Origin of the sequence: Paraburkholderia susongensis (assembly GCF_900177725.1) — a bacterium.
GTDB classification, from domain to species: Bacteria; Pseudomonadota; Gammaproteobacteria; order Burkholderiales; family Burkholderiaceae; genus Paraburkholderia; species Paraburkholderia susongensis.
This window is the reverse complement of sequence record NZ_FXAT01000003.1, coordinates 509674-532286: the sequence shown is the minus strand read 5'-3', so window position 1 is coordinate 532286 and position 22613 is coordinate 509674. Positions and strand designations below refer to the sequence as shown.

General features: G+C 65.8%; 21 protein-coding genes. 13 read left to right on the top strand and 8 right to left on the bottom strand.

Annotated features, from left to right (window positions below):
* Positions 1-43 precede the first annotated feature (43 nt).
* The 7 genes from B9Z01_RS11440 to B9Z01_RS11410 are packed head-to-tail and all read left to right on the top strand — an operon-like array spanning position 44 to position 5591.
* The gene (locus tag B9Z01_RS11440) at positions 44-529 is read left to right on the top strand and encodes a GspH/FimT family pseudopilin (protein WP_085482950.1); all 486 of its coding nucleotides are present in this window, start codon (positions 44-46) and stop codon (positions 527-529) included.
* Between the two features lie 52 nt (positions 530-581).
* Positions 582-986, top strand: a complete 405-nt coding sequence (gene gspI / locus B9Z01_RS11435; RefSeq protein WP_085482948.1) for a type II secretion system minor pseudopilin GspI — start codon at positions 582-584, stop codon at positions 984-986.
* The gene (locus B9Z01_RS11430) at positions 964-1641 is read left to right on the top strand and encodes a PulJ/GspJ family protein (RefSeq protein ID WP_085482946.1); all 678 of its coding nucleotides are present in this window, start codon (positions 964-966) and stop codon (positions 1639-1641) included. Before gspI ends, B9Z01_RS11430 begins: the two co-directional genes overlap by 23 nt.
* Position 1642: 1 nt before the next feature.
* Entirely contained in the window at positions 1643-2821 is a 1179-nt protein-coding gene (gspK, locus tag B9Z01_RS11425) for a type II secretion system minor pseudopilin GspK (RefSeq protein ID WP_143808891.1), read from the top strand.
* Between the two features lie 28 nt (positions 2822-2849).
* On the top strand, positions 2850-4283 hold the full coding sequence (gspL, locus tag B9Z01_RS11420) for a type II secretion system protein GspL (protein WP_085482943.1): 1434 nt from the start codon (positions 2850-2852) through the stop codon (positions 4281-4283).
* Positions 4280-4783: a type II secretion system protein M gene (locus B9Z01_RS11415; RefSeq protein WP_085482941.1), complete on the top strand. Its 504-nt coding sequence runs from the start codon at positions 4280-4282 to the stop codon at positions 4781-4783. The genes gspL and B9Z01_RS11415 overlap by 4 nt, the downstream gene beginning before the upstream one ends.
* 28 nt (positions 4784-4811) lie before the next feature.
* The gene (locus tag B9Z01_RS11410; RefSeq protein WP_085482940.1) at positions 4812-5591 is read left to right on the top strand and encodes a type II secretion system protein N; all 780 of its coding nucleotides are present in this window, start codon (positions 4812-4814) and stop codon (positions 5589-5591) included.
* 160 nt (positions 5592-5751) lie between these two features.
* On the opposite strand, the gene B9Z01_RS11405 is transcribed toward B9Z01_RS11410, so the two are convergent.
* On the bottom strand, positions 5752-7410 hold the full coding sequence (locus tag B9Z01_RS11405; protein WP_244195990.1) for an efflux transporter outer membrane subunit: 1659 nt from the start codon (positions 7408-7410) through the stop codon (positions 5752-5754).
* A gap of 263 nt (positions 7411-7673) precedes the next feature.
* The gene (locus tag B9Z01_RS11400) at positions 7674-8060 is read right to left on the bottom strand and encodes a hypothetical protein (RefSeq protein ID WP_085482938.1); all 387 of its coding nucleotides are present in this window, start codon (positions 8058-8060) and stop codon (positions 7674-7676) included.
* A 252-nt stretch (positions 8061-8312) separates the two neighbouring features.
* On the opposite strand from B9Z01_RS11400, the gene B9Z01_RS11395 reads away from it, so the two are divergent.
* Together B9Z01_RS11395 and B9Z01_RS11390 are read left to right on the top strand one after the other, a co-directional pair.
* Positions 8313-8855 (top strand): MarR family winged helix-turn-helix transcriptional regulator, encoded by a 543-nt coding sequence (locus B9Z01_RS11395; RefSeq protein ID WP_085482936.1) that lies wholly within the window; start codon positions 8313-8315, stop codon positions 8853-8855.
* Between the two features lie 135 nt (positions 8856-8990).
* Entirely contained in the window at positions 8991-10553 is a 1563-nt protein-coding gene (locus B9Z01_RS11390; RefSeq protein ID WP_085482934.1) for a DHA2 family efflux MFS transporter permease subunit, read from the top strand.
* A 151-nt stretch (positions 10554-10704) separates the two neighbouring features.
* Here the strand turns inward: B9Z01_RS11390 and B9Z01_RS11385 are convergent, their stop codons facing one another.
* From B9Z01_RS11385 to ada, 4 genes are all read right to left on the bottom strand, one after another.
* A complete protein-coding gene (locus B9Z01_RS11385) occupies positions 10705-11244 on the bottom strand; it encodes a hypothetical protein (protein ID WP_244195989.1) in 540 nt (179 codons plus the stop codon).
* Between the two features lie 186 nt (positions 11245-11430).
* The gene (gene gshA, locus B9Z01_RS11380; protein WP_085482932.1) at positions 11431-13056 is read right to left on the bottom strand and encodes a glutamate--cysteine ligase; all 1626 of its coding nucleotides are present in this window, start codon (positions 13054-13056) and stop codon (positions 11431-11433) included.
* A gap of 203 nt (positions 13057-13259) precedes the next feature.
* A complete protein-coding gene (locus B9Z01_RS11375) occupies positions 13260-14177 on the bottom strand; it encodes a DNA-3-methyladenine glycosylase family protein (protein WP_085482930.1) in 918 nt (305 codons plus the stop codon).
* Entirely contained in the window at positions 14174-15388 is a 1215-nt protein-coding gene (gene ada / locus B9Z01_RS11370) for a bifunctional DNA-binding transcriptional regulator/O6-methylguanine-DNA methyltransferase Ada (RefSeq protein ID WP_085482928.1), read from the bottom strand. The genes B9Z01_RS11375 and ada overlap by 4 nt, the downstream gene beginning before the upstream one ends.
* A gap of 406 nt (positions 15389-15794) precedes the next feature.
* Here ada and B9Z01_RS11365 point away from each other — a divergent pair, with 406 nt between their 5' ends.
* A complete protein-coding gene (locus B9Z01_RS11365; protein WP_085482926.1) occupies positions 15795-16220 on the top strand; it encodes a VOC family protein in 426 nt (141 codons plus the stop codon).
* 73 nt (positions 16221-16293) lie between these two features.
* Here the strand turns inward: B9Z01_RS11365 and B9Z01_RS11360 are convergent, their stop codons facing one another.
* Positions 16294-16848, bottom strand: coding sequence for a YaeQ family protein (locus B9Z01_RS11360; protein WP_085483521.1), 555 nt, complete (start codon positions 16846-16848; stop codon positions 16294-16296).
* 142 nt (positions 16849-16990) lie between these two features.
* The gene (locus tag B9Z01_RS11355) at positions 16991-17968 is read right to left on the bottom strand and encodes a LysR family transcriptional regulator (RefSeq protein ID WP_085483519.1); all 978 of its coding nucleotides are present in this window, start codon (positions 17966-17968) and stop codon (positions 16991-16993) included.
* A gap of 233 nt (positions 17969-18201) precedes the next feature.
* Between B9Z01_RS11355 and B9Z01_RS11350 the strand changes: the two genes are divergently transcribed.
* The 3 genes from B9Z01_RS11350 (at position 18202) to araG (ending at position 22570) form a co-directional block, all read left to right on the top strand.
* The gene (locus B9Z01_RS11350) at positions 18202-19650 is read left to right on the top strand and encodes an aldehyde dehydrogenase family protein (RefSeq protein WP_085483517.1); all 1449 of its coding nucleotides are present in this window, start codon (positions 18202-18204) and stop codon (positions 19648-19650) included.
* Positions 19651-19849: 199 nt separating this feature from the next.
* Entirely contained in the window at positions 19850-20854 is a 1005-nt protein-coding gene (locus B9Z01_RS11345; protein ID WP_085482924.1) for an arabinose ABC transporter substrate-binding protein, read from the top strand.
* A 147-nt stretch (positions 20855-21001) separates the two neighbouring features.
* A complete protein-coding gene (gene araG / locus B9Z01_RS11340; RefSeq protein WP_085482922.1) occupies positions 21002-22570 on the top strand; it encodes an L-arabinose ABC transporter ATP-binding protein AraG in 1569 nt (522 codons plus the stop codon).
* Positions 22571-22613 lie beyond the last annotated feature (43 nt).

Here is a 22613-nt window from a genome sequence, read left to right as displayed (position 1 = left end):
TGTCGCGTCGGGTGTTTTGCCGTGTGTTGCGCCTGAATCGCCCATGAGGCGCGCGACGCGCATGCGCCCAGGCCGGCGCCGTGCGGCCGGCTTCACGCTGCTCGAAATGATGGTCGTGCTCGTGATCGCTGGTTTGCTCGTGTCGCTAACCTCATTGACGATGACACGCAATCCGCGCACCGATCTGAACGAGGAAGCGCAGCGTCTCGCGCTGCTGTTCGAATCCGCCGGCGACGAAGCACAGGTGCGCGCGCGGCCGATTGCATGGCAACCGTTCGACGGCGGCTTCCGTTTCGATCAGCGCACTCAGGACGGCTGGCGTCCGTTGCGCGACGATCTGCTCGGGCCGCGTCATTGGGAAGGCGGCGTGACCGGTGTCGCGATCAGCTACCCGGGTTCGGATTCGCGGGCCGATCGCATCGTGTTCGGCACCGAGGCGATCGACGTGCCGGTGCAGGTCACGCTATTTTCGGCGGCCGGACAGGCAACGATCGTCGGCACCGGCAACGGCCGCTACGAGGTGCGCTGAGATGCGAACGCACCGTTGCAGCAGCACCGCCTGCGCCCTTCCCCGCCGTGTGATGCGCTCCATTGCGCGGGTGGATTCGCCGCGCACGCAGCGCGGCTTCACGATGATCGAAGTGCTGGTCGCGCTCGCGATCATCGCGATCGCGCTTGCCGCGTCGCTGCGCGCGGTCGGCAGTCTCGCGAGCGGCGAGGCCGATCTGCATCGGCGGCTGCTCGCCGGCTGGAGCGCGGACAATGCGCTTGCGCAATTGCATCTGACGCATGCGTGGCCGAACGTCGGCGAAACGAGCTTCGATTGCTCGCAAGGCAATCTGCAACTGGTCTGTACCGAACATGTAACGACGACGCCCAATCCGGTGTTTCGCCGTGTCGAAGTGATGGTGACGATGCCTGGGCGCTCCGGCAATCTCGCCCAGATGGTCACGGTGGTCGCGAATGAAAACAACCGCTCGCTCTGAGCGCCGCCGCCGCGTCGGCGCGCGTGGCTTCACGCTGATCGAACTGCTGGTCGCGATTGCGATCCTCGCGGTGATCGCGGTGCTGTCGTGGCGCGGGCTCGACCAGATCATGCGCGGCCGCACGACGATTACGAACGCGATGGAAGACGAGCGCGTGTTCGCGCAGCTCTTCGACCAGATGCGCATCGACGCGCGTCAGGCGGCCAGCGACGACGAATCCGGCCAGCCGGCCGTGTCGGTGTCCGGCAACACGCTGCGGATCGTGCGGCACATGGTTTTGCCGGGCTCGGCGCCGCGTTTGCAGGTGGTGCGCTATCGGATATCCAATGGACGCGTGGTTCGCTATGCGTCGCCGCCGCTCGGCAATGTCGGCGAATTGCGGCGGGCGCTGAACGGCGGCGACGGCGAAGGCTGGAGCGCGGTGCCGCTGATGGGCGGCGTCGGCTCGATCTCGGCGCGCATGTACGTGCCGAAGCTCGGCTGGACCACGCAGATGAACGACGTGCAGACCGCGCTGAGCGAGGCCGTCAACAATCTGAAGGTGCCGCAGCTCGGCAACGCGCCGATGCCGCGTTCGGTGACGGGGCTCGAGGTGCGCATCGGCGCGACTTCGCTCACGCGGCCCATCACGCGCGTTTTTCTGATCGGAGAATGAGATGACGTTCTCCTCGTTATTGTGTCGGCGGTCTTCATCGGGCGCGCGCACTTCTGTTCCCGCCCTCGCGCATGTTCGCCGCGAGCGGCGGACGCGGCGCGTGAAGCAGCGCGTGAAACAGCATGGCGTGGCGATCATCAGCGCGCTGCTCGTCGTCGCGCTATCGGCGATCCTCGTCTCCGGCATGCTGTGGCGCCAGCAGGTGCAGGTGCGGCGGATCGAAAATCAGCGGCTGCTCTCGCAGGCGCAATGGGTCGCGCGCGGCGCGCTCGACTGGACGCGCCTGATCCTGCGCTCCGAAGGCGATACGTCAGCGGGCATCACGTATCTGGGCGGCTTGTGGGGCGTGCCGATCGCGCGAACGCGCCTGTCCGATTTCCTCGGCCAGATCGGCGAGGTGCGCGCCCAGCAAGGCGCGGCCACCTATCTTTCCGGTTCGATCGAGGACGCGCAGGCCAAATTCAATCTGCGCAACCTGGTGGCGAGCCCCGCGCCCGGCGTGATGCAATTGAGCGCGGAGCAGACTGCCGCGTATCAGCGTCTGCTCCTCTCGCTCGGCCTGAGCGGTCAACTTGCCAAAGCCACCGCGTTGCAGATGCGCGCGGCGCTCTCGCAATCGGTGACGCGCTTCCAGACCGGCACGTCGATGAGCGGCTCGACGCCGGTCGCCGGGGGCGGCATGAGCGGTGGCATGGGCGGCGGCAACTTCACGAACAAGCCCGGCATCGAGGACGGCGACGAGAACCCCGCGGTTGCGCCGTTGCAGATGACGAGTGTCGATTCGCTGCTCGACATTCCCGGCTACACGCCCGAAATCGTCGCGCGCCTGCGCCCGTTCGTTACCGTGCTGCCGACCGTCACCGCGGTCAACATGAACACCGCGTCGGCCGAGGTGATCGCGGCCGTCGTGACGGGCATGACGGTGTCGCAGGCGCAGGCGCTCGTCGCGCGCCGGCAGACCGTGTTTTTCCGCAACGTCGGCGACGTGCAGCTCGCGCTGACAGCCGCCGGCGTGCAAACGGTGTCGATCGATCAGAACGAATTCGACGTCAATTCGAGCTACTTCCTGGTCCACGGCAGCGTGCAGCATGAGCGCGCCGAAGTGGACCGGACGACGCTCGTCTATCGCGATCCATTGACCCACACTACGCGTATCGTGCGGGTACAAGACCAACTATGAACAACGCAATCCCGGGAGAGAGTGGCCTTTGAGCACGCTGATCGTCCTATTGCCGCCGCGTGATCCGGCGGTGCCATCGCAGGAATGGCAACTGCCCGAGCTGCCGTTCGTGCTGCTCGACAAGACGGGCCGCACCCAGCGCGCGGGCCGCTCGGCGCTCGCGCTGCTGCCGCGCGCACGCTCGGCAGTGCTGATGATCGCCGCGCGCGACCTGCTGCTGATGCCCGCGACGCTGCCGCCGCTGCGCGGCCCGAAGCTGCGTCAGGCGCTGCCCAATATCGTCGAGGATCAACTGATCCAGGATCCGCAAACCTGCCATATCGCCGTCGATCCGCAGGCGCTCGGCGACGGCCGGCAACTGCTCGCGATCGTCGATCGCGGCTGGTTCCGCTTCATCTGCGAGGCGTTCACGGCGGCCGGTCATCGCAGTCTGCGCGCGGTGCCGGTCACGCGTTGTCTGCCGCAGACGCCCGTTGCCGAAGCGGCGGCGAGTGTCGTGGAGACGTCAGCGGAAACTGCCGAAAAGCTGGCTGAAGCGCGCGAGCCGGTCATGGCGGGCGCGGCGAGCGTCGCGACTTCGTTGCCGGGCGTCGCGCCCGTGGTTGCGCCTGATGTGCCGTCCGTCGTGCCGATGGTGGCCGCCGTGCTTGGCGCGGTGGCGCAGACCGCGCCCGCGATGCTGCTCGAAGGCGTGGTCGAAAGCGGCGTGCCGCGCGTCGAACTCGCGATTGCGCGCGGAGCGCAGGGCGAAGGCCTCGCGGCGCCGGCCAACGCGGTGAACGCGACGCTTGCCGCGCTCGCCGGTGCGGTGCCGGTGTCGCTGTACATGGTGACCGAGGTGCCCGGCAACGAGCCGAGCCTCGCCGCGACGAGCCCCGCGCGGCTGGCCGCGCACATCCACGGCGCGAGTCCGCTGCCGTTCGAACAGCTCGCGCGGCGCGCGCTCGAATGCCGCTTCGACCTCTGCCAGTTCGAATTCGCGTCGCAGCCGTGGCAGCTCGATCGCGCGTCGCTCAGGCGGCTGCGCCTGCCGCTCGTGCTCGCGGCCGGCGCGCTCGTCGTTGCGATCATCGGCGCGAATGTGCAATGGCTCATGCTCTCGCGTCAACGCGACGCGATCAACACACAGATGACGGAGTTGCTGCTCAACACGTTCCCGAAGACGACGGCCGTGCTCGACGCACCCGATCAGATGGCGCGCCAGTTGCAGCAGTTGCGGGTCGCGGCGGGTGAGTTGTCGCAGGAAGATTTCCTCTCGCTCGCCGATGGCCTCGCGCGCTCGCTATCTCCGTTGCCGGTCAACGGCATCGCCGCACTCGACTATCACGAGCGGCGGCTCGACGTGACCTTCAAGCCGGCGATCAAGGTCGACCCCGACTTTGCGAAGCGCCTCGCGCGCAACGGCCTGAATGGCGCGATCGACAGCAGTACCGGCAAGTGGACCATCAGGAACGGACAATGAAAGCTGAACTCGCTCAAGCATGGGCTGGCTTCTGGGGCCAGCGCACCGATCGCGAAAAAGCGCTGCTGACGTGGGGCGGCGGTGCGCTCGCCGTGGTGGTCGCGTGGTCGGTGCTGTGGGCGCCGGCACAGGAAGGCCGCGCGCATCTGCGCGAATCGCTGCCGAGCCTGCAGCGGCAACTCGCGCAGATGACCGCGCAGGCGAACGAGGCGCGTTCGCTCTCGGCGGGGGCTCAGGGCGTGGCGCCGACCGGCGCGGCGTTGAAGGACGCGCTAAGCGCGTCGCTCGGCGATCATGGCCTTGCCGCGACGCAGGTGCAATTCGTCGGCAACGCGGTGCAGGTGCAGATGAAGAACGCGTCGTTTCCGGCGTGGACGACCTGGGTCGACGACGTGCGCAAGCAGTTCAAGGTGCAGGTCGCCGAGGCGCACATCACCGCGCTCAAGGACGATGGCCAGGTGGACCTGACGGTGTCGTTGCAGCCGTCGACCACAAAATAAAAAAGCGCCGCTCGCTACAGGATCTCGCATGAATTACTGGATGTGGCGCGTGCGTGTTGCGCTGCCCTGGCTGGTGGTCGCGGTGTTGTCGGTCGCGGCCGTGACGCTTGCATTGTTGCCGGCCGCCTGGGTCACGCCGCAGTTTTCGCGGCAGACGCACGGCCACGTCAATCTCGTCGACGCCGAAGGCTCGCTGTGGCACGGCTCGGCCACGCTGATGCTGGCTGCCGGCTCCGATATGAGCACGGCGACGCTGCTGCCTGGGCGGATCGAATGGCACACGGCGTTCTGGCCGCTTTTCACGGGGCGCGTGCGCATGATCATGCGGCACAGCGAGGCCATGCCCGACCCGATCACGGTCGATGCGACGCCGCGCACGGCGAGCGTCACGTCGGGCTCGCTCGCGGTGCCCGCGTCGTTGCTTGCCGGGCTCGGCGCGCCGTTCAACACGCTCGATCTGCAAGGCAACGTGCAGCTTTCGTGGTCCGACTGGCGCAGCTTCAAGGGTGAATCGTTCGGTCAACTGACCATGACGCTCGCCGACGTCAGTTCGCGGGTGTCGCTCGTGAAGCCGCTCGGTTCGTACCGGGTCAATTTTCAGGCGCAAGGCGCGTCGTCGACGCTCGATCTGACGACGCTCAAGGGACCGTTGATGCTGAACGGCAACGGCACGGTATCGGCGGCTTCGACGTCGTTTCACGGCACGGCGAGCGCCGCGCCCGAGGCGCGCGACAACCTCGCCGGTCTGCTGAATCTGCTGGGGCGGCCGAGCGGACCGGATACGGTGGCGCTGACGTTCGTGCGTTGACGGCGCGTGCTGCGCGAGGCGCACCACGGTGTGCGCTCTGCACGCATAGCTCGATGAAAAAAGAGGCATGGGCGCGTTTCGGATTTTTCGCGGCCATGCCTCTGCTGTTTTGCGGCTCTGCTCCGCGACTTCTCGTCGACTCGCGGGTGACGCAGCGTCTCTACTTGCTTTGCACCTGCGGCTCGCGCGCGGCACCGTTTTGCACCGTGTTTTGCATGCCGTCATGCGCGACCGGCGCGGTGGCCATGGCCACGGCCGGAGAGTTTGCCGCGGTCGCCGCCGTAGGTGCCGACGTCACGGCGGGAGCCGATGCCGGCAGCGCGGCCGGCGCGGCCACATCACCCGTTTCGCGGTTCATCTGCGACGCGTCCCAACCGCCGCCGAGCGCCTTCACGAGACCCACCGACGACACCATTCGCTCCCCCGCGATGCTTTCGAGCTTCTGCTCGGCCGTGAACGCTGTGGTCTGCGCAGCCAGCACGTTGATGAAGCCGACCGTACCCGCCTTGTACTCGTTCGTGACGATGGCAAGCGCCTGGCGGGCCGATTCGACCGCCTGCCGTTGCACGACGATTTCCTGTTCGAGGATGCGCAGCGACGCGAGATTGTCCTCGACGTCCTGGAATGCGGCGAGCACCGTCTGGCGATAGGTCGCGACGTTCGCATCGTAAGTGGCGCGCGCGGCGTCGGTTTGGGCCTTGCGCAGACCACCGTCGAAGATCGTCGCGGCGAGTTGCGGGCCGAGCGTCCAGAAGCGCGACGGCGCGGTGAGCAGTTGCGAGAACACCGAGTTCTCGAAACCGCCGTTCGCCGACAGCGTGAGCGACGGGAAAAACGCGGCGATCGCCACGCCAATCTGCTCGTTCGCCGCGGCGGCCTTGCGCTCCGCCGAGGCGATGTCCGGGCGCCGCTCGAGCAGCGCCGACGGCATCTGCGCGGGCACGGCGGGCGGCGTCGCGGTGAGCGGCATCGGCGGCAGCGAGAACATGGAGGCTGGCACGCCGATCAGCACGGCGATCGCGTGCTCGTCCTGCGCGCGCTGGATGCCGTTGTCGATTGCCGCGGCCTGCGCCGATTGCAACTGCGTTTGTGCCTGGATCACGTCCGAGCGCGCGGCGACACCCGTCGCGTACTGGTTTTGCGTGAGCTGCAGGGTGCGCTGGTAGGCTGCGACGGTGTCGTCGAGCAGCCGTTGCGTGGAGTCGAGCGCACGCAGCGAGAAGTACGTTTGCGCGAGCGTGGCCTGGGCCGAGAGCCGAGCGTTCGCGAGATCGGCGGCGGCGCCCTGCTGGCCGGCTTTCTGCGCGTTGACCGTGCGCGTGACCGAGCCCCACAGGTCCGGCTCCCAGCTCGCGTCGAGTTGCACGTTGAAGCTGTTGTTGACGCCGGAGCGACTCGTCGCGGTAGTCGAATTGCCGCCGGACGACACGCCGTTGCCCGAGCGCGTTGCGCCCGCCGACGCACCGATGGTCGGGAAATACGCGGCGCGCGCCTCGCCGACGAGCGCGCGGGCCTGACGGTAATTCGCGGCGAATTGCGCGATGGTCTGGTTCGCGGCGTTCAGCTTGTCTTCGAGTTCGTTGAGCTGCGGGTCTTCGTAGATCGCCCACCAGTCGCCGCGATCGTGCTGGTCGGCGGGTTCGGCGACTTTCCAGCCGGGCGCGGCTTCCTTGTACGAGGCCGGGATTTCGGTGGCCGGCCGCTGATAGTTGGGACCCACCGCGCAGGCGGCGACGAGCACCGCGCAGGCCGCGCTTACGGCAAGGGTCAGGGCGCGGGGCGCAAGCGGCCGCGCGCGCGCGATTCGATCAGACTGCATGCAATGAATTCCTTCTGGACGCCGCGGTGCGGCCGGGAGCGGCGCCACCGGCCGGGCGAGATCGTGGTCTGCCGGAATGTTAGCGTATGAGCCCGCGCAAGCGCGCGAAACTGAAAGCTGAAAGGTTAATGTGTGCAGGCGCGCAGATGTGTTACTGGCCGTATCGCGATGGTTACGCGTTGTTACGGCGCGGGCCGGGGAGTGGCGGGCGTCGCGCGGCTCGCGTGCTTTAAACGGCCGAAGTCACGCATCGACCGTGCGCGTCAGCTCCGCGGTTCCGCCGGCTTGGTCTGCCTTTGCCGCGCCAGCTTGCCCGCCGCCGCCCGGCAAGGGGCATCGCCGCGGGTCTGGCAAGCCGTGGTGGCATTTGCCGCAGGAGCGGCGATGGTGTTCGCCATAGGCGTGGAGGTTTCCGTAGGCAGCGCGATCGTTCCTGTTTGCGCGCCCGCCGTCTTGCTCTTTGCGCGCTTCGTTCCCCGCCGATGCTCGACCCACGCGAGGAGCGCGACCCCCACCGACCCGCCCGGCAGCACGATCAACCCTGCCAACAAGGCGAGTTTCCACCAGCGGTGTGGGCCCTGGAAGCTCTTGTGCGCGGAATCAGTCAGTGAGCGGCTCAGGCCGCCAAGCGTGTTTTTGAGGTACAGCATCGGGAAAATCCTTTTTCGCGCGTCGCGTGGTTGCGACGTGCAGACGATCGGTCAGAACATGGTCTCGGAAGGCGCTATCGCGCGAAACTCATTGCTTATCATAATATTGACTATGCAATTAAATTTCAACATACTGTGCCGCACGAACGGCCGGAGTGTTGTTTTTCTGCCGGTCGCGCGACCTGTAATGCAATTGACCTGTCTGCTCAGGCAGCTAAACTCCGTTCTGCCTGCCGATGTTCCGGATACACCATGGCTGATGGCCCTTACCACGTGGACGAGACTGATCTCACGACCAGTCTTGGCTACTACCTGACGAAAGCGCGCAACGTGCTGGTCGAGCGCACGGACCGCGCGGTCAAGCCGCTCGGGCTGACCGCGCAGCAGATCGGCGTGATCCTGATACTGTCGTCGCGGCGCGCGAGCACGCCGTTCGAGCTGTCGCGCGCCATGTCGTACGACAGCGGCTCGATGACGCGCTTGCTGGATCGCCTTGAAAGCAAAGGTTTTATCGTGCGCACGCGCAGCAGCGACGATCGGCGGATGGTGAAGCTGGAACTCACGCCGCAGGGCCACGACGCCGCACGGCTGTTGCCGGGTCTGGGCGCCGCGGTGCTCAACGAACAACTGCGCGGCTTCAGCGTCGAAGAGCATGCAACGCTGATTCACCTGCTCAGCCGCTTCATTGCAAACGGGCTGGACGGTGGCGCCGGCGGGGGGTGCGGGCTGACCGCGCAGCCGGACGCACCGGAAGCATCATTTGGAGAGTCATCGTCGAAGAGCGGTGACGAATAACAACGAGGCGTTTTTCAAGGCGCCATTGTCTTAAGATATCTGTCTGGGCAGAGGGTGATCCGGCATGGAAGCGCTACGTTCAAGGTGCACGATAAACCTGCCGCGACAAGCTTTCCCGACTGAGGAGAAAAATCTATGGATGCCACGGCTTCCAGCGCCGCGCCGCCCGCCGCCGAACCCGCCCCGCTGCAGGGCGGCGTACTCGCCCTGCTGACGGTCGGCCTTGCGCTCGGCACCTTCATGGAGGTGCTGGATACCTCGATCGCGAACGTCGCGGTACCGACCATTTCCGGCAGTCTCGGCGTCGCCACGAGCCAGGGCACCTGGGTGATCTCGTCGTATTCGGTCGCCTCGGCGATCGCCGTGCCGCTGACCGGCTGGCTTGCGCGGCGCGTCGGCGAAGTGCGGCTCTTCACGTTGTCGGTGCTGCTCTTCACGCTCGCGTCGGCAGCCTGTGGCTTCGCGCACAACTTTGAATCGCTGATCGCGTTCCGGCTCGTCCAGGGGCTCGTGTCCGGGCCGATGGTGCCGCTCTCGCAGACCATCCTGATGCGCTCCTATCCGCCCGCGAAGCGCGGGCTCGCGCTGGGCCTCTGGGCGATGACCGTGATCTGCGCGCCGATCTTCGGTCCCGTGATGGGCGGCTACATCACCGACAACTTCACGTGGCCGTGGATCTTCTACATCAACGTGCCGATCGGCCTGTTCTCGGCAGTCTGCGCGTACCTGCTGCTGCGCGGCCGCGAGACGAAGATCACGCGGCAGCGCATTGACGTGGTCGGCCTTGTGCTGCTCGTGAGCGGCGTGTCGTGTCTGCAGATGATGCTCGACCTCGGCAAGGACCGCGACTGGTTCAACTCGACGTTCATCGTGGCGCTCGCGGTGATCGCGCTCGTGTCGATCGCGTTCCTGCTCGTGTGGGAGTTGACGGAGAAGGAGCCGATCGTCGACCTGTCGCTCTTCAAGGACCGCAACTTCGCGCTTGGCGTCGTGATCATCTCGTTCGGCTTCATGGCCTTTTTCGGCTCGGTGGTGATCTTCCCGCTGTGGCTGCAAACGGTGATGGGCTACACGGCCGGGCTCGCGGGTCTCGCCACCGCGCCGGTCGGCCTGCTCGCGCTGTTCCTCTCGCCGATGATCGGCAAGAACATGCATCGGCTCAATCTGCGCATGGTCGCGAGTTTCGCGTTCATCGTGTTCGCGATCGTGTCGCTCTGGAATTCGACGTTTACGCTCGACGTGCCGTTCGGTCACGTGATTCTGCCGCGGCTCGTGCAGGGCATCGGTGTGGCGTGCTTCTTCGTGCCCATGACGACCATCACGCTTTCCAGCGTGTCCGACGAACGGCTTGCGAGCGCCTCCGGCCTGTCCAATTTCTTCCGCACGTTATCGGGCGCGATCGGCACGGCCATCAGCACGACGTTCTGGGAAAACGACACGATCTATCACCACGCGATGCTCACCGATACGGTCAACGTGTATTCGGCGAATACCAACGCCTATACCAATGCGCTCGCGGGCGTCGGGCTTTCCGGCGATAGCGTGACCGCGCAGTTGAATCAGGTGGTGACCTCGCAGGCGTACATGATGGCGACCAACGACTTCTTCCGCATTTCCTGCGCGGCGTTTCTCGTGCTGGCCGTGCTGGTGTGGATTACGAAGCCGCGCAAGGGTGCGGGACCTTCGTTAGGACATTGAAGTGAATGGCGAACGCCGATGCGGTGCACGCGTTTGAGTTTTAAGCGTGACGCGTCGTTCGCATCGGCGTTCGCCCTGTCAGACGTAAAGCGTCGCTATCGCCTCATCGCGTGCCGCGACTACGGCGATTGCTATGCGCGCTATTCACGCACTATTGCGACATTGCCTCGCCATTTGGCGCCGCCGCCAATTTTCCCGGCATCGCTTCCGGTTGCGTCGCCGTAGGCTGTCCGGATTGTGCGGGCCCCGTCCCACTCTGCGGCGCTCGAGCACCAGCGCCTCTCACGTATTGCTTGAAATCGGCACCCGCTTCCCACGGATTCGGTTTGCAGCCGAGCGACCCGTCGCAATGCGCGGAAAAGCCGATCGTCGCGGTGCCATCAGGATTCGCGGTGCGCGTGATCTGATAGGCGAGCGCGCGCTTGCCGCCATCGGGGCCGGCAGTCTGGATCAGCGAGTCGGTTGCGGATTCGATTTTGTACGTTGAATGACTCGCCACCCACGTTTGGGCCCGTTGCCACCAGAGGTCGCATTCGGCCTGGCTCGAACACGTCAACGGAGTGGTCGCGATCTGCATGACGTCGGGGTCGACCTGGCCCTGCGTCGAACACCCCGCCGTCGCCGCCAGACACAACGCGGCCAACAGACCTTTGTTCGTCACGTCGATACCTCCCACTGTGAAGCGTCTCATGTCAGTTTGGACCGCAACGCCGGGGCAGTGTTTCATCGGCGCTGGAGAATCGCCCGTGCATGCGGAGAATTTGCCGATGCGATGCAGGCTTCGCCAACGCGACGCGTAGAGCTTACCTGCACGTTATTTGCGCCGAAAAAAAACGGCCTGGCGGCCGCTTTCAACACATCGCGATACGCGCGACGCTCAGACGCTGAAGCGATTCAACGTGTAGGCGCGATAAGCGGCGACGAACGCGTCGAACGAACCGACTTCTTCACGTTCGAGCTTCGCCTGTTCGTCGAGCGACTGCACCGCGAGGTCGGCGAACGCCCTGGACTGCGAGGCATCGAGAGGACGAGAGCGGAAATACGCGGCGTGCGCTTCGCTCTGTTCGAGACCGAATGCGATAAAACTCTGCTGCTTGTCGCGCATCGTTTTCAGCACGCGCGCCGACGGCGTCAGCGATACGTCCGCGAGCTTCGCACGTTGCACCGCCACCGCGCGCGCATGCTCATCGCCGCCGCGCAGGCTGTCGAGCGCCGCGGCAGCGGCGTCGATCTTGACGAGCAGTTCGTTGGCCCAATCGGTCATTGAGATCGGGTTGCCGTCGCGCACCAGTTCGAGGCCGGGCTTGCGGCCTTCCATCGTCACGCGGCCGAAGTTCTGGTTCGCTTCGGCATATGCAGGCGGCGGCAATGGCGCGCTGTCGTCGAGTGCGCAGACGAGCAGATAGGCGTCGAGAAAGCGCGACGTCTCGAGCGAGATGCCGGTCGGCTCGAACGGATCGATGTCCATGCAACGCACTTCGACGTACTGCACGCCGCGCACGGCGAGCGCATGTAGCGGCCGCTCGCCCGGATATGTGACGCGCTTCGGACGAATCGTCGAATAGAACTCGTTTTCGATCTGCAGCACGTTGGTGTTGATCTGCACCCACTCGCCGTCGCGTTGCGTGCCGATCTGCTCGTAGGCCGGATAGGGCTGGCTCACCGCCTTCGCGAGCGCATCGAGATAGCCCGGCAGCGTGTCGTAGTCCGCGTGCAGCGCGGCTTGCGCGGCGGTGTTCGAGTAGCCGAGGTCGCTCATGCGCAGGCTCGTCGCGTAGGGGCGATACAGCGTGTCGGCGTCGAATGTGTCGAGCGTGTGTTTGCGATCGCGGAGAAACCGCCGATCGAGCGCCGGTGACGCGCCGAACAGATACATCAGCAGCCAGTTCGTGCGGCGGAAGTTGCGGATCAGCGCGAGATAGCGGTCGGACTGGAAATCGACGGCGTTCGCGGCGGATTGCTGATCGGCGTGCAGGAGCCGCCATACTTCTTCGTTCAGCGAATAGTTGTAGTGGATGCCCGCGATGCATTGCATCGTGCGGCCGTAGCGCAGTGCGAGGCCGACGCGATACACGTATTTGAGCTTGCCGATGTTCGACGTGCCGTAGTTCGCGATGGGAATGCCTTCATCGGTGGCGGGCAGCAGGCCCGGCATCGAGTTGTTCCACAGGATCTCGTCGCCGAGTTCGGCATAGACGAAGCGATGCAGCGTGTCGAGTTGCGCGAGGGTATCCGCGACGTCCTGCTCGGCCGGCGTGATCAGCTCGAGCAACGCTTCGGAGTAGTCCGTCGTGAGCGACGGATGCGTCAGCGCCGAGCCGAGCGCGCGCGGATGCGGCGTCATGGCGAGCTGGCCGTCATGCGTGACGCGCAGGCTTTCCCTTTCGATGCCGCGCAGGCCGCGCGTGAGCGCATCGCGCTGCGGGCCCGAGATCAGCAGGGACAGGCGGTGCGCAAACGTGTCGGTCGTGTCGGTTGTGCGGGAAGTTGTCGTGTTTGGCATTGATGCGAGTCGCGCGTTGCCGCTCGCGTTGCACCGCCTGATGATTCGCAGGCGATACGGCGTGGTGACAACGTTCGGCGGAATTTTCAGTAGCGGGCACTTTAACATCTCGCCAGAACGGCTGCTTGCGGCCGCTTCGGCGTGGTGTTGGCGCTGCTGAGCTTCCGCGCTGCGCTCTCATCAGGACGACGTCACGACGACCATCAACCGCCGCGCGCCGCGCCCGCGCGATCCGCGATCTCGTTCCACAGATGCATCGCCGCATACGCGCGATATGGCCGCCACGCGTCGGTGCGGTTGCGTTGCTGCGTGGGCCGCACGAGCGATGGATCGCGTGCGCTGATCGCCTGCATCAGCACGAGATCCGACGCGGGCCATGCGTCGGGATCGCGCCATGCGCGCATCGCCACGTACTCGACGGTCCACGGGCCGATGCCCGTGAGTGCGAGCAGCGCGGCGCGCAGGCTCATTGCGTCGACGGCGTCGCTGTCGAGCGGCACGTCGCCGGTCGCGACCGCGCGCGCGAAGCCTTGCAGAGCGGCTACGCGTTTTCCCGGCATGCCGATCTGCGCGAGATCGACCTCGGCCAGCGCGGCGGGCGTCGGAAATCGCCACGCGGTGTTCTCGTGCGGATGTCCGTCGATACGCTCGCCCGCGCGTTGCACGAGTCGCCCGATGATCGTCGTCGCCGCCTTCACGCTGACCTGCTGACCGACGATCGCGCGTACCACCAGCTCGAAGCCCGACCACGCGCCCGGTACGCGCAGGCCTGGCACCGCTTCGACGAGCGGCGCCAGCCACGGGTCGGTGGCGAGCCCGGCGCCGATCTTCTTCGGATCGGCGTGCAGGTCGAACATCTTCGCGATCGGCGCGGCGAGCGCCTCGGCGTGACGGCTCGCCGGTCCTTCGATGCTCGCGACGATGCAGCGCTTGCGCGGATGCAGACGCACGTTCAGCGTGCCGCCGTCGCCGTTCCAGTCGATCGCGCGACGATAGGCGCCGTCTTCCACGGCCTCGACGCCCGGCGTTGCGCGACCGCCGAAAAAGCGCAGCAGGCGCGGCCAGTCGAAGGGTGGTTTGAAGGGAAGTTCGAGTGTTGCGACGTCGTTAAGCGTACTCACGCGGCGTGATCCAGTCGGGCGGTTGTCGTGTTGGTAGTTTTCGGGCCGGCGTCGGCGCGGGCTGCTTTACCGCGGCCCGTTTCGCTCGGGCTGGGCGCTACGCCGCCGGCGTGCTGCGCTTCATTGTCGAGCAAGGCCGCCTTGCGTGGCAGCCCCCAGCGATATCCGGCGAGCGCCCCGCCCTTTTGCACGACGCGATGGCATGGAATCGCGAGGGCGACCGGATTCGTCGCGCACGCGCTCGCCACCGCGCGAACGGCGCGCGGTGAGCCGACAGCCTCGGCGATCTGCGAATAGCTGCGCGTCTCGCCGTACGGAATGCGCCGCAGCGCGTCCCATACGCGTTGCTTGAACGCGGTCGAGGCGATGTCGAGCGGCAGGTCGAAGTCCTGGCGGTTGCCGAGCAGATAAGCGTCGATCTGCGCGATGAACGGCGCGAGCCGTTCGGCGTCTTCGCGCAGTTCGGCGTTCGCGAACTCGCCGCGCAGTTCGTCGATCAGCAACGTGGGGACGTCGCCGAAACCGATCTTGCAGATGCCCTTGTCGGTCGCGGCGACAAGCACGAAGCCGAGCGAAGTCGGTGCGCTCGCGTAGCGCACGGTGAGGCCCGCGCCCTTGCGACGATAAGCGGACGGCGCCATGCCGAGTTCGGCCGGCGCGCTGTCGTACATCCGCGAGGGCGAACCGAAGCCCGCATCGAGCGTTGCGCGCGTGACGTCCGCCCCGCCCTTGAGCGCGTCGCGCAACGCTGCGCCGCGCTGCGCGGCCTGATACTGACGCGGCGACACGCCGACCACGCGCTTGAAGAGGCGCTGCAGGTGAAACGGACTCACGTGCACGGCGTCGCTCAGTTGCGCGAGTGTGAGGCGCTCCTGCGGATCGGCGTCGAGAGCGGCGCACGCGCGATTCACGATGTCCAGCTCGCGCGGCAGGCCGCCTGGCTGACAGCGCTTGCAATCGCGAAAGCCCGCGGCGCGCGCGGCGGCGACGTCGGTGAAGAACGCGACGTTTTCCCGGCGCGGCTGGCGCGATGCGCACGATGGCCGGCAAAACACGCCGGTCGTCCTGACCGCGTAGAAGAAGGCGCCGTCGGCTTCGCGGTCGCGGCGGGTGACGGCGCTCCAGCGGTCGTCGTCGGTGAGCCAGTGGGCGGTGTTGGCGTCGTCGTCGGCAGCGGTGCGGGGAGCGGCGTAATGGCGGGTGGTGTTCATGATCGTCCTGAGGCCCCGGATGGGCAGGCAATGTCGATGCTCATCAATGTAGGCCTGATGCCCACACACTACGCTCCGGTTCTTGCTCTGTCATTCCGGCGTATTTTTTCTTCTCTTTTGCGGGGTCGAAACACGCGTTTTGCTCTGTAGAACCGCCATTGGCTGGGTGTTTTGCCTCAAACTGCGACAATTTGGCACGATATCGGGTTTTCCCTTAAAAAGTTATTGCGTCGCACCAACCCCATGTGTATATTAGTACCTGTCTCCTCCATGTCTCCTCCTGATATGGATTCAGCCCGCTCCACTCGAGCGGGCTTTTTTTTGCCTTTCGCTTTCTTCTTTTCCCCTCGCCCTTTCTCCTACACTTCGCTAATCGATTCCCCGAACCAGCAAGAGGGCGTTCGAGATGAAAATCCACATTCGCGAGATCGACCACGTCGTGATCCGGGCGGCGAACGTCGAAAGCCTCGCGCGTTTTTACTGCGACGTGCTCGGCTGCAGCCTCGAAAAAGAGCAGCGCGAGTTGGGTCTCACGCAATTGCGCGCGGGACGTTCGCTGATTGATCTGCAGCAGGTCGGCGCGAAGCTCGATCACGCGGAAAACGGTACGCCGGGCGCGGGCCGCAACATGGATCACCTGTGCCTGCGCATCGAATCGTTCGATGCTGAGGCGCTCGAAGCGCATCTGGCCGCACACGGCGCGCGGCTCGGCGAACAGGGGGTGCGTTATGGCGCGGACGGCTTTGGGCCGTCGCTGTATCTGTTCGACCCGGAGGGCAATATGGTCGAGCTGAAGGGGCCGCCGGAAGCGGCGCGGGTCACGTCGATCTGAGCGTTGGAGTTTCCGGCCCGCGGCGCAACGTCCGTTCGCCAGGCAGGCTTCAGTTCGAAACGAGGTGCCGGGCTCAGGCGCCGGCGGGCGCCTTCAGCACCGTCCAGTTGATCTTCACCGCATCGGCTTCGGCGCTGCCGAGCCACGCTTCCCCGTCCTGCACCGTGCATTGCAGGCGCATTGTCCGTTCGGCGAGCGAGCCGAGCGCGGCCGCGACGCCCTCACCGAGCGACCACACCGTCACGTTACGCAGACGCTCGACCTTGTTGCGCACGCCCTGCCACCAGATATCCGACGTGCGCCCGCCATACGCGATCACGACCACGTGGTTCGCGCGGCCGCTCGCCTTCGCGATGCGCCGCTCGTCGGGCTGACCGGCTTCGATCCACGTTTCGATCGCGCCCGTGAGGTCCTTCTGCCACAGGTCCGGTTCGTCCACATCCGACAAACCTTTGCAGAACTCGAGGCGTTCCTGCGCAAACAACGCAAACGCGGCGACGCGGACCATCATCCGTTCGTCGGTTTCCGAGGGGTGGCGGGCGATCGTCAGCGAATGATCGGCGTAATAGTGCCGGTCCATGTCCGCGATCTGGAGTTCCGCCTTGTAAATCGTCGATTTGAGAGCCATACCGTTGCTGAACCAGGTGTTCGCTCCACCGGAGCGAACGGAAAAAGAATCGTCGACGGCGCGTTGCCGTTTTCCGTGTTTGCTATACATTGCGTGTTCCTCCCGCGCCGTCGGCCGGCGCTTATGACGACGGGAAGAGCATTTATCGCGCCACCGCGGGCTCCACTGCCGGGCCGTAAACTTCGCGAGCCGCATCCCGCAAGGCGTCGAGCACGATCACGGCGGCCGGAGACAACAGGTGCGATTGGCGCGTGATGATACCGAATGTGTCCATCCTGCACGGTAAATCGATCGGCAGACGCTTCAATACGCCGTACTGTTGGTATTGGCGCGCCACTTCGTCAGGCAAAACCGCCAACATGTCGCTTTGCAGAAGCAGGCTCGAAATCGCCAGAAAATTATTCGTATTGACGACGTTTTGCGGCGGATTGAGCCCGATCTGCGAAAACATCAGATCGAAGCGATGGCGCAGCACGCTGCCCGGCGGATGCAATACCCAACTCGCGTTGACGATGCCGCGCAGCGTCAAACCGGCTTCATTTTCGAGCGGATGGCCCGGGCGCGCGACCACACATAGCGGTTCGTCGGCGAGCGGTTCGTAGCGCACGTCGGTCTTGAACTGGTTCTGCCGCTCCAGCACGCGGCCGATCATGATGTCGAGATCGCCTTCGGCGAGCCGCGGCAGCATCACGTCCGAGGTCTCGACCTCGGCCCAGATCTGCAACTGCGGATAGCGTTCCTTCACGCTGGCAATCGCGCGCGGCACCATCGTCGCGGCGGCCGCGGCGATCACGCCGATGCGCACCTGCCCCGCGAGCCCCGAGCGCAGCGCCGAGATTTCGTCGTGCGCCTGGCTCAGATTCGACAGCACCATGCGCGCGTGGCGGATCATCACCTCGCCATAGAGCGTCGCGTGCATGCCGTGCGGCGTGCGATCGAACAGGCTCACTTCGAGCATGTCCTCCAGTTCCTTGAGCAGACGCGACGCAGCCGGCTGCGTCATGCCGAGCACGTCGGCGGCGCGGCGCACGTTGCCCTCCTCTTCCATTGCCGCGAGCAGCAGCAGCTGACGCGTCTTGAGCCGCGCCCGCACGAACCAGTTCGAATAATTACGCGTCATCGCGTTGTCTCCCGTCGTCTTCATCGAGCAGCTTTTTCTGAACGGCTCGCCATCGTTCCGGCGGCCGTCCGTCGCGCTCAGGGCCTCATCATGCCATACCGAAACTGATATCGGAGAGACCTAAAAAGGGATTGGAAAGTTATTGCGACGGCTCATACCATTCGTGGGCTTTGTGAGCTTGCTCTCCTTTCGCCGCCTGTTTCCGCTTTTTCCATGTGACGCCCTTTCTGTCGATGAACCGCGATCCGCTCGTCCCTCTCGTTGCCAGCCCGTTTCGCCACTACATCAACGGCGGATGGGAGACCGGCGCGACCGCGGGCGTGTCGTTCAATCCGTCGGACCTCGACGAGCCGGTCGGCGAATACGTGCGGGCCGATGTGCGCCAGACCGACAGCGCGATCGAAGCCGCGCACGCGGCGTTTCGCGACTGGTCGCTCGCGTCGGCACAGCGCCGCGCGGATGCGCTCGACGCGATCGGCACCGAAATGCTCGCGCGCCGTGAAGAGCTGGCCCGGCTGCTTGCGCGCGAAGTCGGCAAGATACTGCCCGAAGCACTCGCCGAAGCGACGCGCGCGGGCCAGCTTTTCAAGCTGTTCGCCGCCGAGGCGCTGCGCGCGTTCGCCGAACCGCTTGCGTCGGCGCGCGCCGGTGTCGAAATCGACGTGACGCGCGAGCCGCTCGGCGTGGTCGGCATCATCGCGCCGTGGAGCGCACCCCTCGCGATTGCCGCGGCGAAGATCGGCGCCGCGCTTGCGCACGGCAATTGCGTCGTCTACAAGCCAGCCGAATCGGCGCCGGCCTGCGCGGCGGCGCTCGCCTCGATCATCAGCCGCGCGGGGTTGCCCGCCGGCGTGTTCAATCTCGTCATGGGCAGCGGCCGCAAGGTCGGCGCGCGCATCGTCGCGCATCCGCTCGTGGCGGCGATCAGCTTCACTGGCTCGACCGAAACCGGCACGCGCGTGTTGCAGGCTGCCGCCGCGCGCCAGGCTCGCGTGCAACTCGAGATGGGCGGCAAGAATCCGTTCGTCGTGCTCGCCGATGCCGATCTCGACGGCGCGGTCGACGCCGCGCTCACCGGTGCCTATAGCGCGGCGGGCCAGCGCGGCACGGCGGCGGCGCGGCTGATCGTCGAGCGCGCGGTGTTCGGGCCGTTCGTCGACGCGCTGCAGGCGAAGCTCGCGAAACTCACGGTCGATCACGCGCTCAAGCATGGCACCGACATCGGTCCGGTCGCGAACGCCGCGCAGCTCGAACGCAATCTCGACTACGTGCGCATCGGCGAGCAGGAAGGCGCGCAGTTGCTGCGCGGCGGCCAGCCGTTGGAGCGCGCGACGCGAGGCTATTTCTTCGAGCCGGCGCTGTTCGTCGGCGAACCGGAACACCGCATCGCGCGCGAGGAGATTTTCGGTCCGCTCGCCATCGTGCTGCGCGCGCACGACTACGAGCATGCGCTGCATCTCGCGAACGACACCGCCTACGGCCTGTGCGCCGGCATCTGCACGCGCTCGCTCGACCGCGCGCGGCACTTTCGCCGCCACGTGCAGAGCGGGCTCGTGACGATCAATCTGCCGACCACCGCCGTCGAGCATCACGGCCCCGGCGGCGGCCGCAAGGCCTCCGCCTATGGTGCGACCGACGCGGCGTTCTGGACGGCGGTGAAAACCGCCTATGTGGCGGGCTGAACGCGATGGGTTGCGTCAAGGAATTCGCCGCGGGTTTCGCGCATCGTCCGGCGCAAAGCCCTGCGCATCGTTGTTGCACATCGTTTCACGCGCCGAACGCAGCTTCACCCGGATTCGCACGACGGCTGAGGCCGCCCGCGCGCTGCCCCGCTGCAACTACACGACATCAATGCAGCTTTTCAACCTCAGGAGACAAAAGATGACCAGCAAGCTTCGCCGTTTGACCCTCACCGCGATGGCCGCTGCGGCCCTCGCCGCGCCGTTTGCCGCGCAGCTGTCCGCACGCGCCGATGAGCCGCTTAAGGTCGGCTTCCTCGTGAAGATGCCGGAACAGGCGTGGTTCATCAACGAACAGAAGGCCGCGACCGCGCTGGGTCAGAAGGACGGCTTCTCGGTCGTCAACATCGGCACGCCGGACGGCGAAAAAGTGCTGGCCGCGATCGACAACCTCGGCGCGCAAGGCGCGAAGGGTTTCGTGATCTGCGCACCGGACGTGCGCCTCGGGCCCGCGATTCAGGCGCGCGCGAAGCGCTACAACATGAAGTTCGTCACCGTCGACGATCAACTGGTCGACTCGACCGGCAAGCCGCTCGCGAATGTGCCGCACCTCGGCATGTCCGCGTTCAAGATCGGCAACCAGGTCGGCCAGGCGATCACCGACGAAATGAAACGCCGTGGCTGGAAGCCCGAAGAAGTCGGCGCGCTGCGCATCACCGACTACGAGCTGCCGACCGCGAAGCTGCGCACCGACGGCGCGACGCAATCGCTTCTGGCCGGCGGCTTCAGGAAGGAAAACGTGTTCGACGCCCCGCAGAAAACGACTGACGACGAGGGTGGCTTCAACGCAGTGTCGCCGGTGCTCGCGCAGCATCCGAACATCAAGAAGTGGGTGATCTTCGCGCTCAACGAGGAAAGCGTGCTCGGCGGCGTGCGTGCGACCGAGCAACTGCATATTCCGGCGGCGGACGTGATCGGCGTCGGCATCAACGGTGCGGGCGAGGCGTTCGCCGAGTTCCAGAAGAAGGAGCCGACGGGCTTCTACGGCACGATCGCCGTGAGCTCGACGAACCACGGCAAGCAGAGCACGGAAAACCTCGTCGAGTGGATCAAGGACGGCAAGCAGCCGCCCGCCGACACGCAGACCATCGGCAAGCTGATGGTGCGAAGCAACTGGCAGGACGTGCGCAAGGAACTCGGCATTTGACTTGGCAAATGAGTTCGGAAATGCGCTGGGAAATGCGGCGATAAATGAGCCGGTAAATAAGCGGGTTTTCTCGCAACACGTGGCGGGCCGCATCGCGTTTCTCGCGAGCGCGGCCCGCCCCAGGTTCCACCCGTTCGAGGTTTTTCGATGACGTCCTTATCCACCGGGTCCCACGATAGTGCGGCGGCGCGCGCGCCCTCGCCTGCTTTGTCCGCGTCTGCGTCCGCATCCGACGGCCCTTATCTGCAACTCGACGGCATCACCGTGCGCTTTCCGGGCGTGCTCGCGCTCGACCAGGTCTCGCTCGAAGTACGGCGCGGCGAAGTGCACGGCCTGATGGGCGAAAACGGTGCGGGCAAATCGACGCTGCTCAAGGTGCTCTCCGGCGTGAATCATCCCGTCGCGGGCACGCTGTCGCTCGACGGCGTCGAACAGCAGTTCGTGACGACGAAAGCGGCCATCGCGGCGGGCATCGCGATCATCTATCAGGAACTGCATCTGGTGCCGGAGTTGACCGTCGCGGAAAACCTGATGCTCGGCGCGCTGCCGAATCGTTTCGGCGTGCTTGACGAAAAGGCGCTGGTCGCGCGCGCGATGCGCGAACTGGAGCGGCTCGGCGAAAAGATCGATCCGTCGCAGCAAGTCAAGCATCTCTCGATCGGTCAACGGCAGATGATCGAAATCGGCAAGGCGCTGATGCGCGACGCGCGCGTGATCGCGTTCGACGAACCGACCAGTTCGCTGTCGTCGCGCGAAACGACGCAACTGTTCCGGATCATCCGCGCGTTGAAGGCGGAAGGCCGCGCGATCATCTACGTCACGCATCGCATGGACGAGGTGTACGAGCTATGCGACCGCGTCACGGTGTTTCGCGACGGCCGCCGCATCGATACGTTCGAAGCTGGCGCGGGACTCGATCGCGATCGTCTGATCAGTTGCATGGTGGGCCGCTCGATTACCGACGTGTACGGCTATCGCAGCCGCGAACTCGGCGACGTGCAGCTCGATGTGAAGGAACTGCTGGGACCGGGCCTGCGCGAACCGGCTTCGTTCGCGGCGCGCAAGGGCGAGATCGTCGGCTTCTTCGGGCTCGTGGGCGCGGGCCGCTCCGAGTTGATGAAGCTGATTTACGGCGCGGTCAAGCCGGCCGCCGGCGAGATCGCGCTGAAGGGCAAACGCGTGCAGTTCGCGACGCCGCGCGATGCGGTGCGCGCCGGCGTCGCGCTGTGTCCCGAGGATCGCAAGCAGGAAGGCATCGTGTCGATCGCGTCGGTGTCGGACAACCTGAACATCAGTTGCCGCCGTCACTTCAGCCGCTTTCACGTGCTCGACAGCCGCAAGGAGGCGCAGACCACGCGCGAGTTCATCGGCAAGCTCGCGATCAAGACGCGCAACGGCGACACGCCGATCGGCACGCTCTCCGGCGGCAACCAGCAGAAAGTGATCTTGTCGCGCTGGCTCGCGGAAGAGATCGACGTGTTCCTGATGGACGAACCGACGCGCGGCATCGACGTCGGCGCGCGCAGCGAGATTTACGGGCTGCTGTATGGGCTTGCCGAAGCGGGCCGCACGGTCATCGTCGTGTCGAGCGATCTCGCCGAGGTGATCGGCGTGACGGATCGCGTGATCGTGATGAAGGAAGGACGCATCGTCGGCGATCTGCCGAAGGCGCAGGCCACGCCCGATGCGTTGATCAAGCTCGCGTTGCCACGCTGAACGCCGGGGCGATCGTGGCGAGAATCGCCGGCCGCCCTGCTCC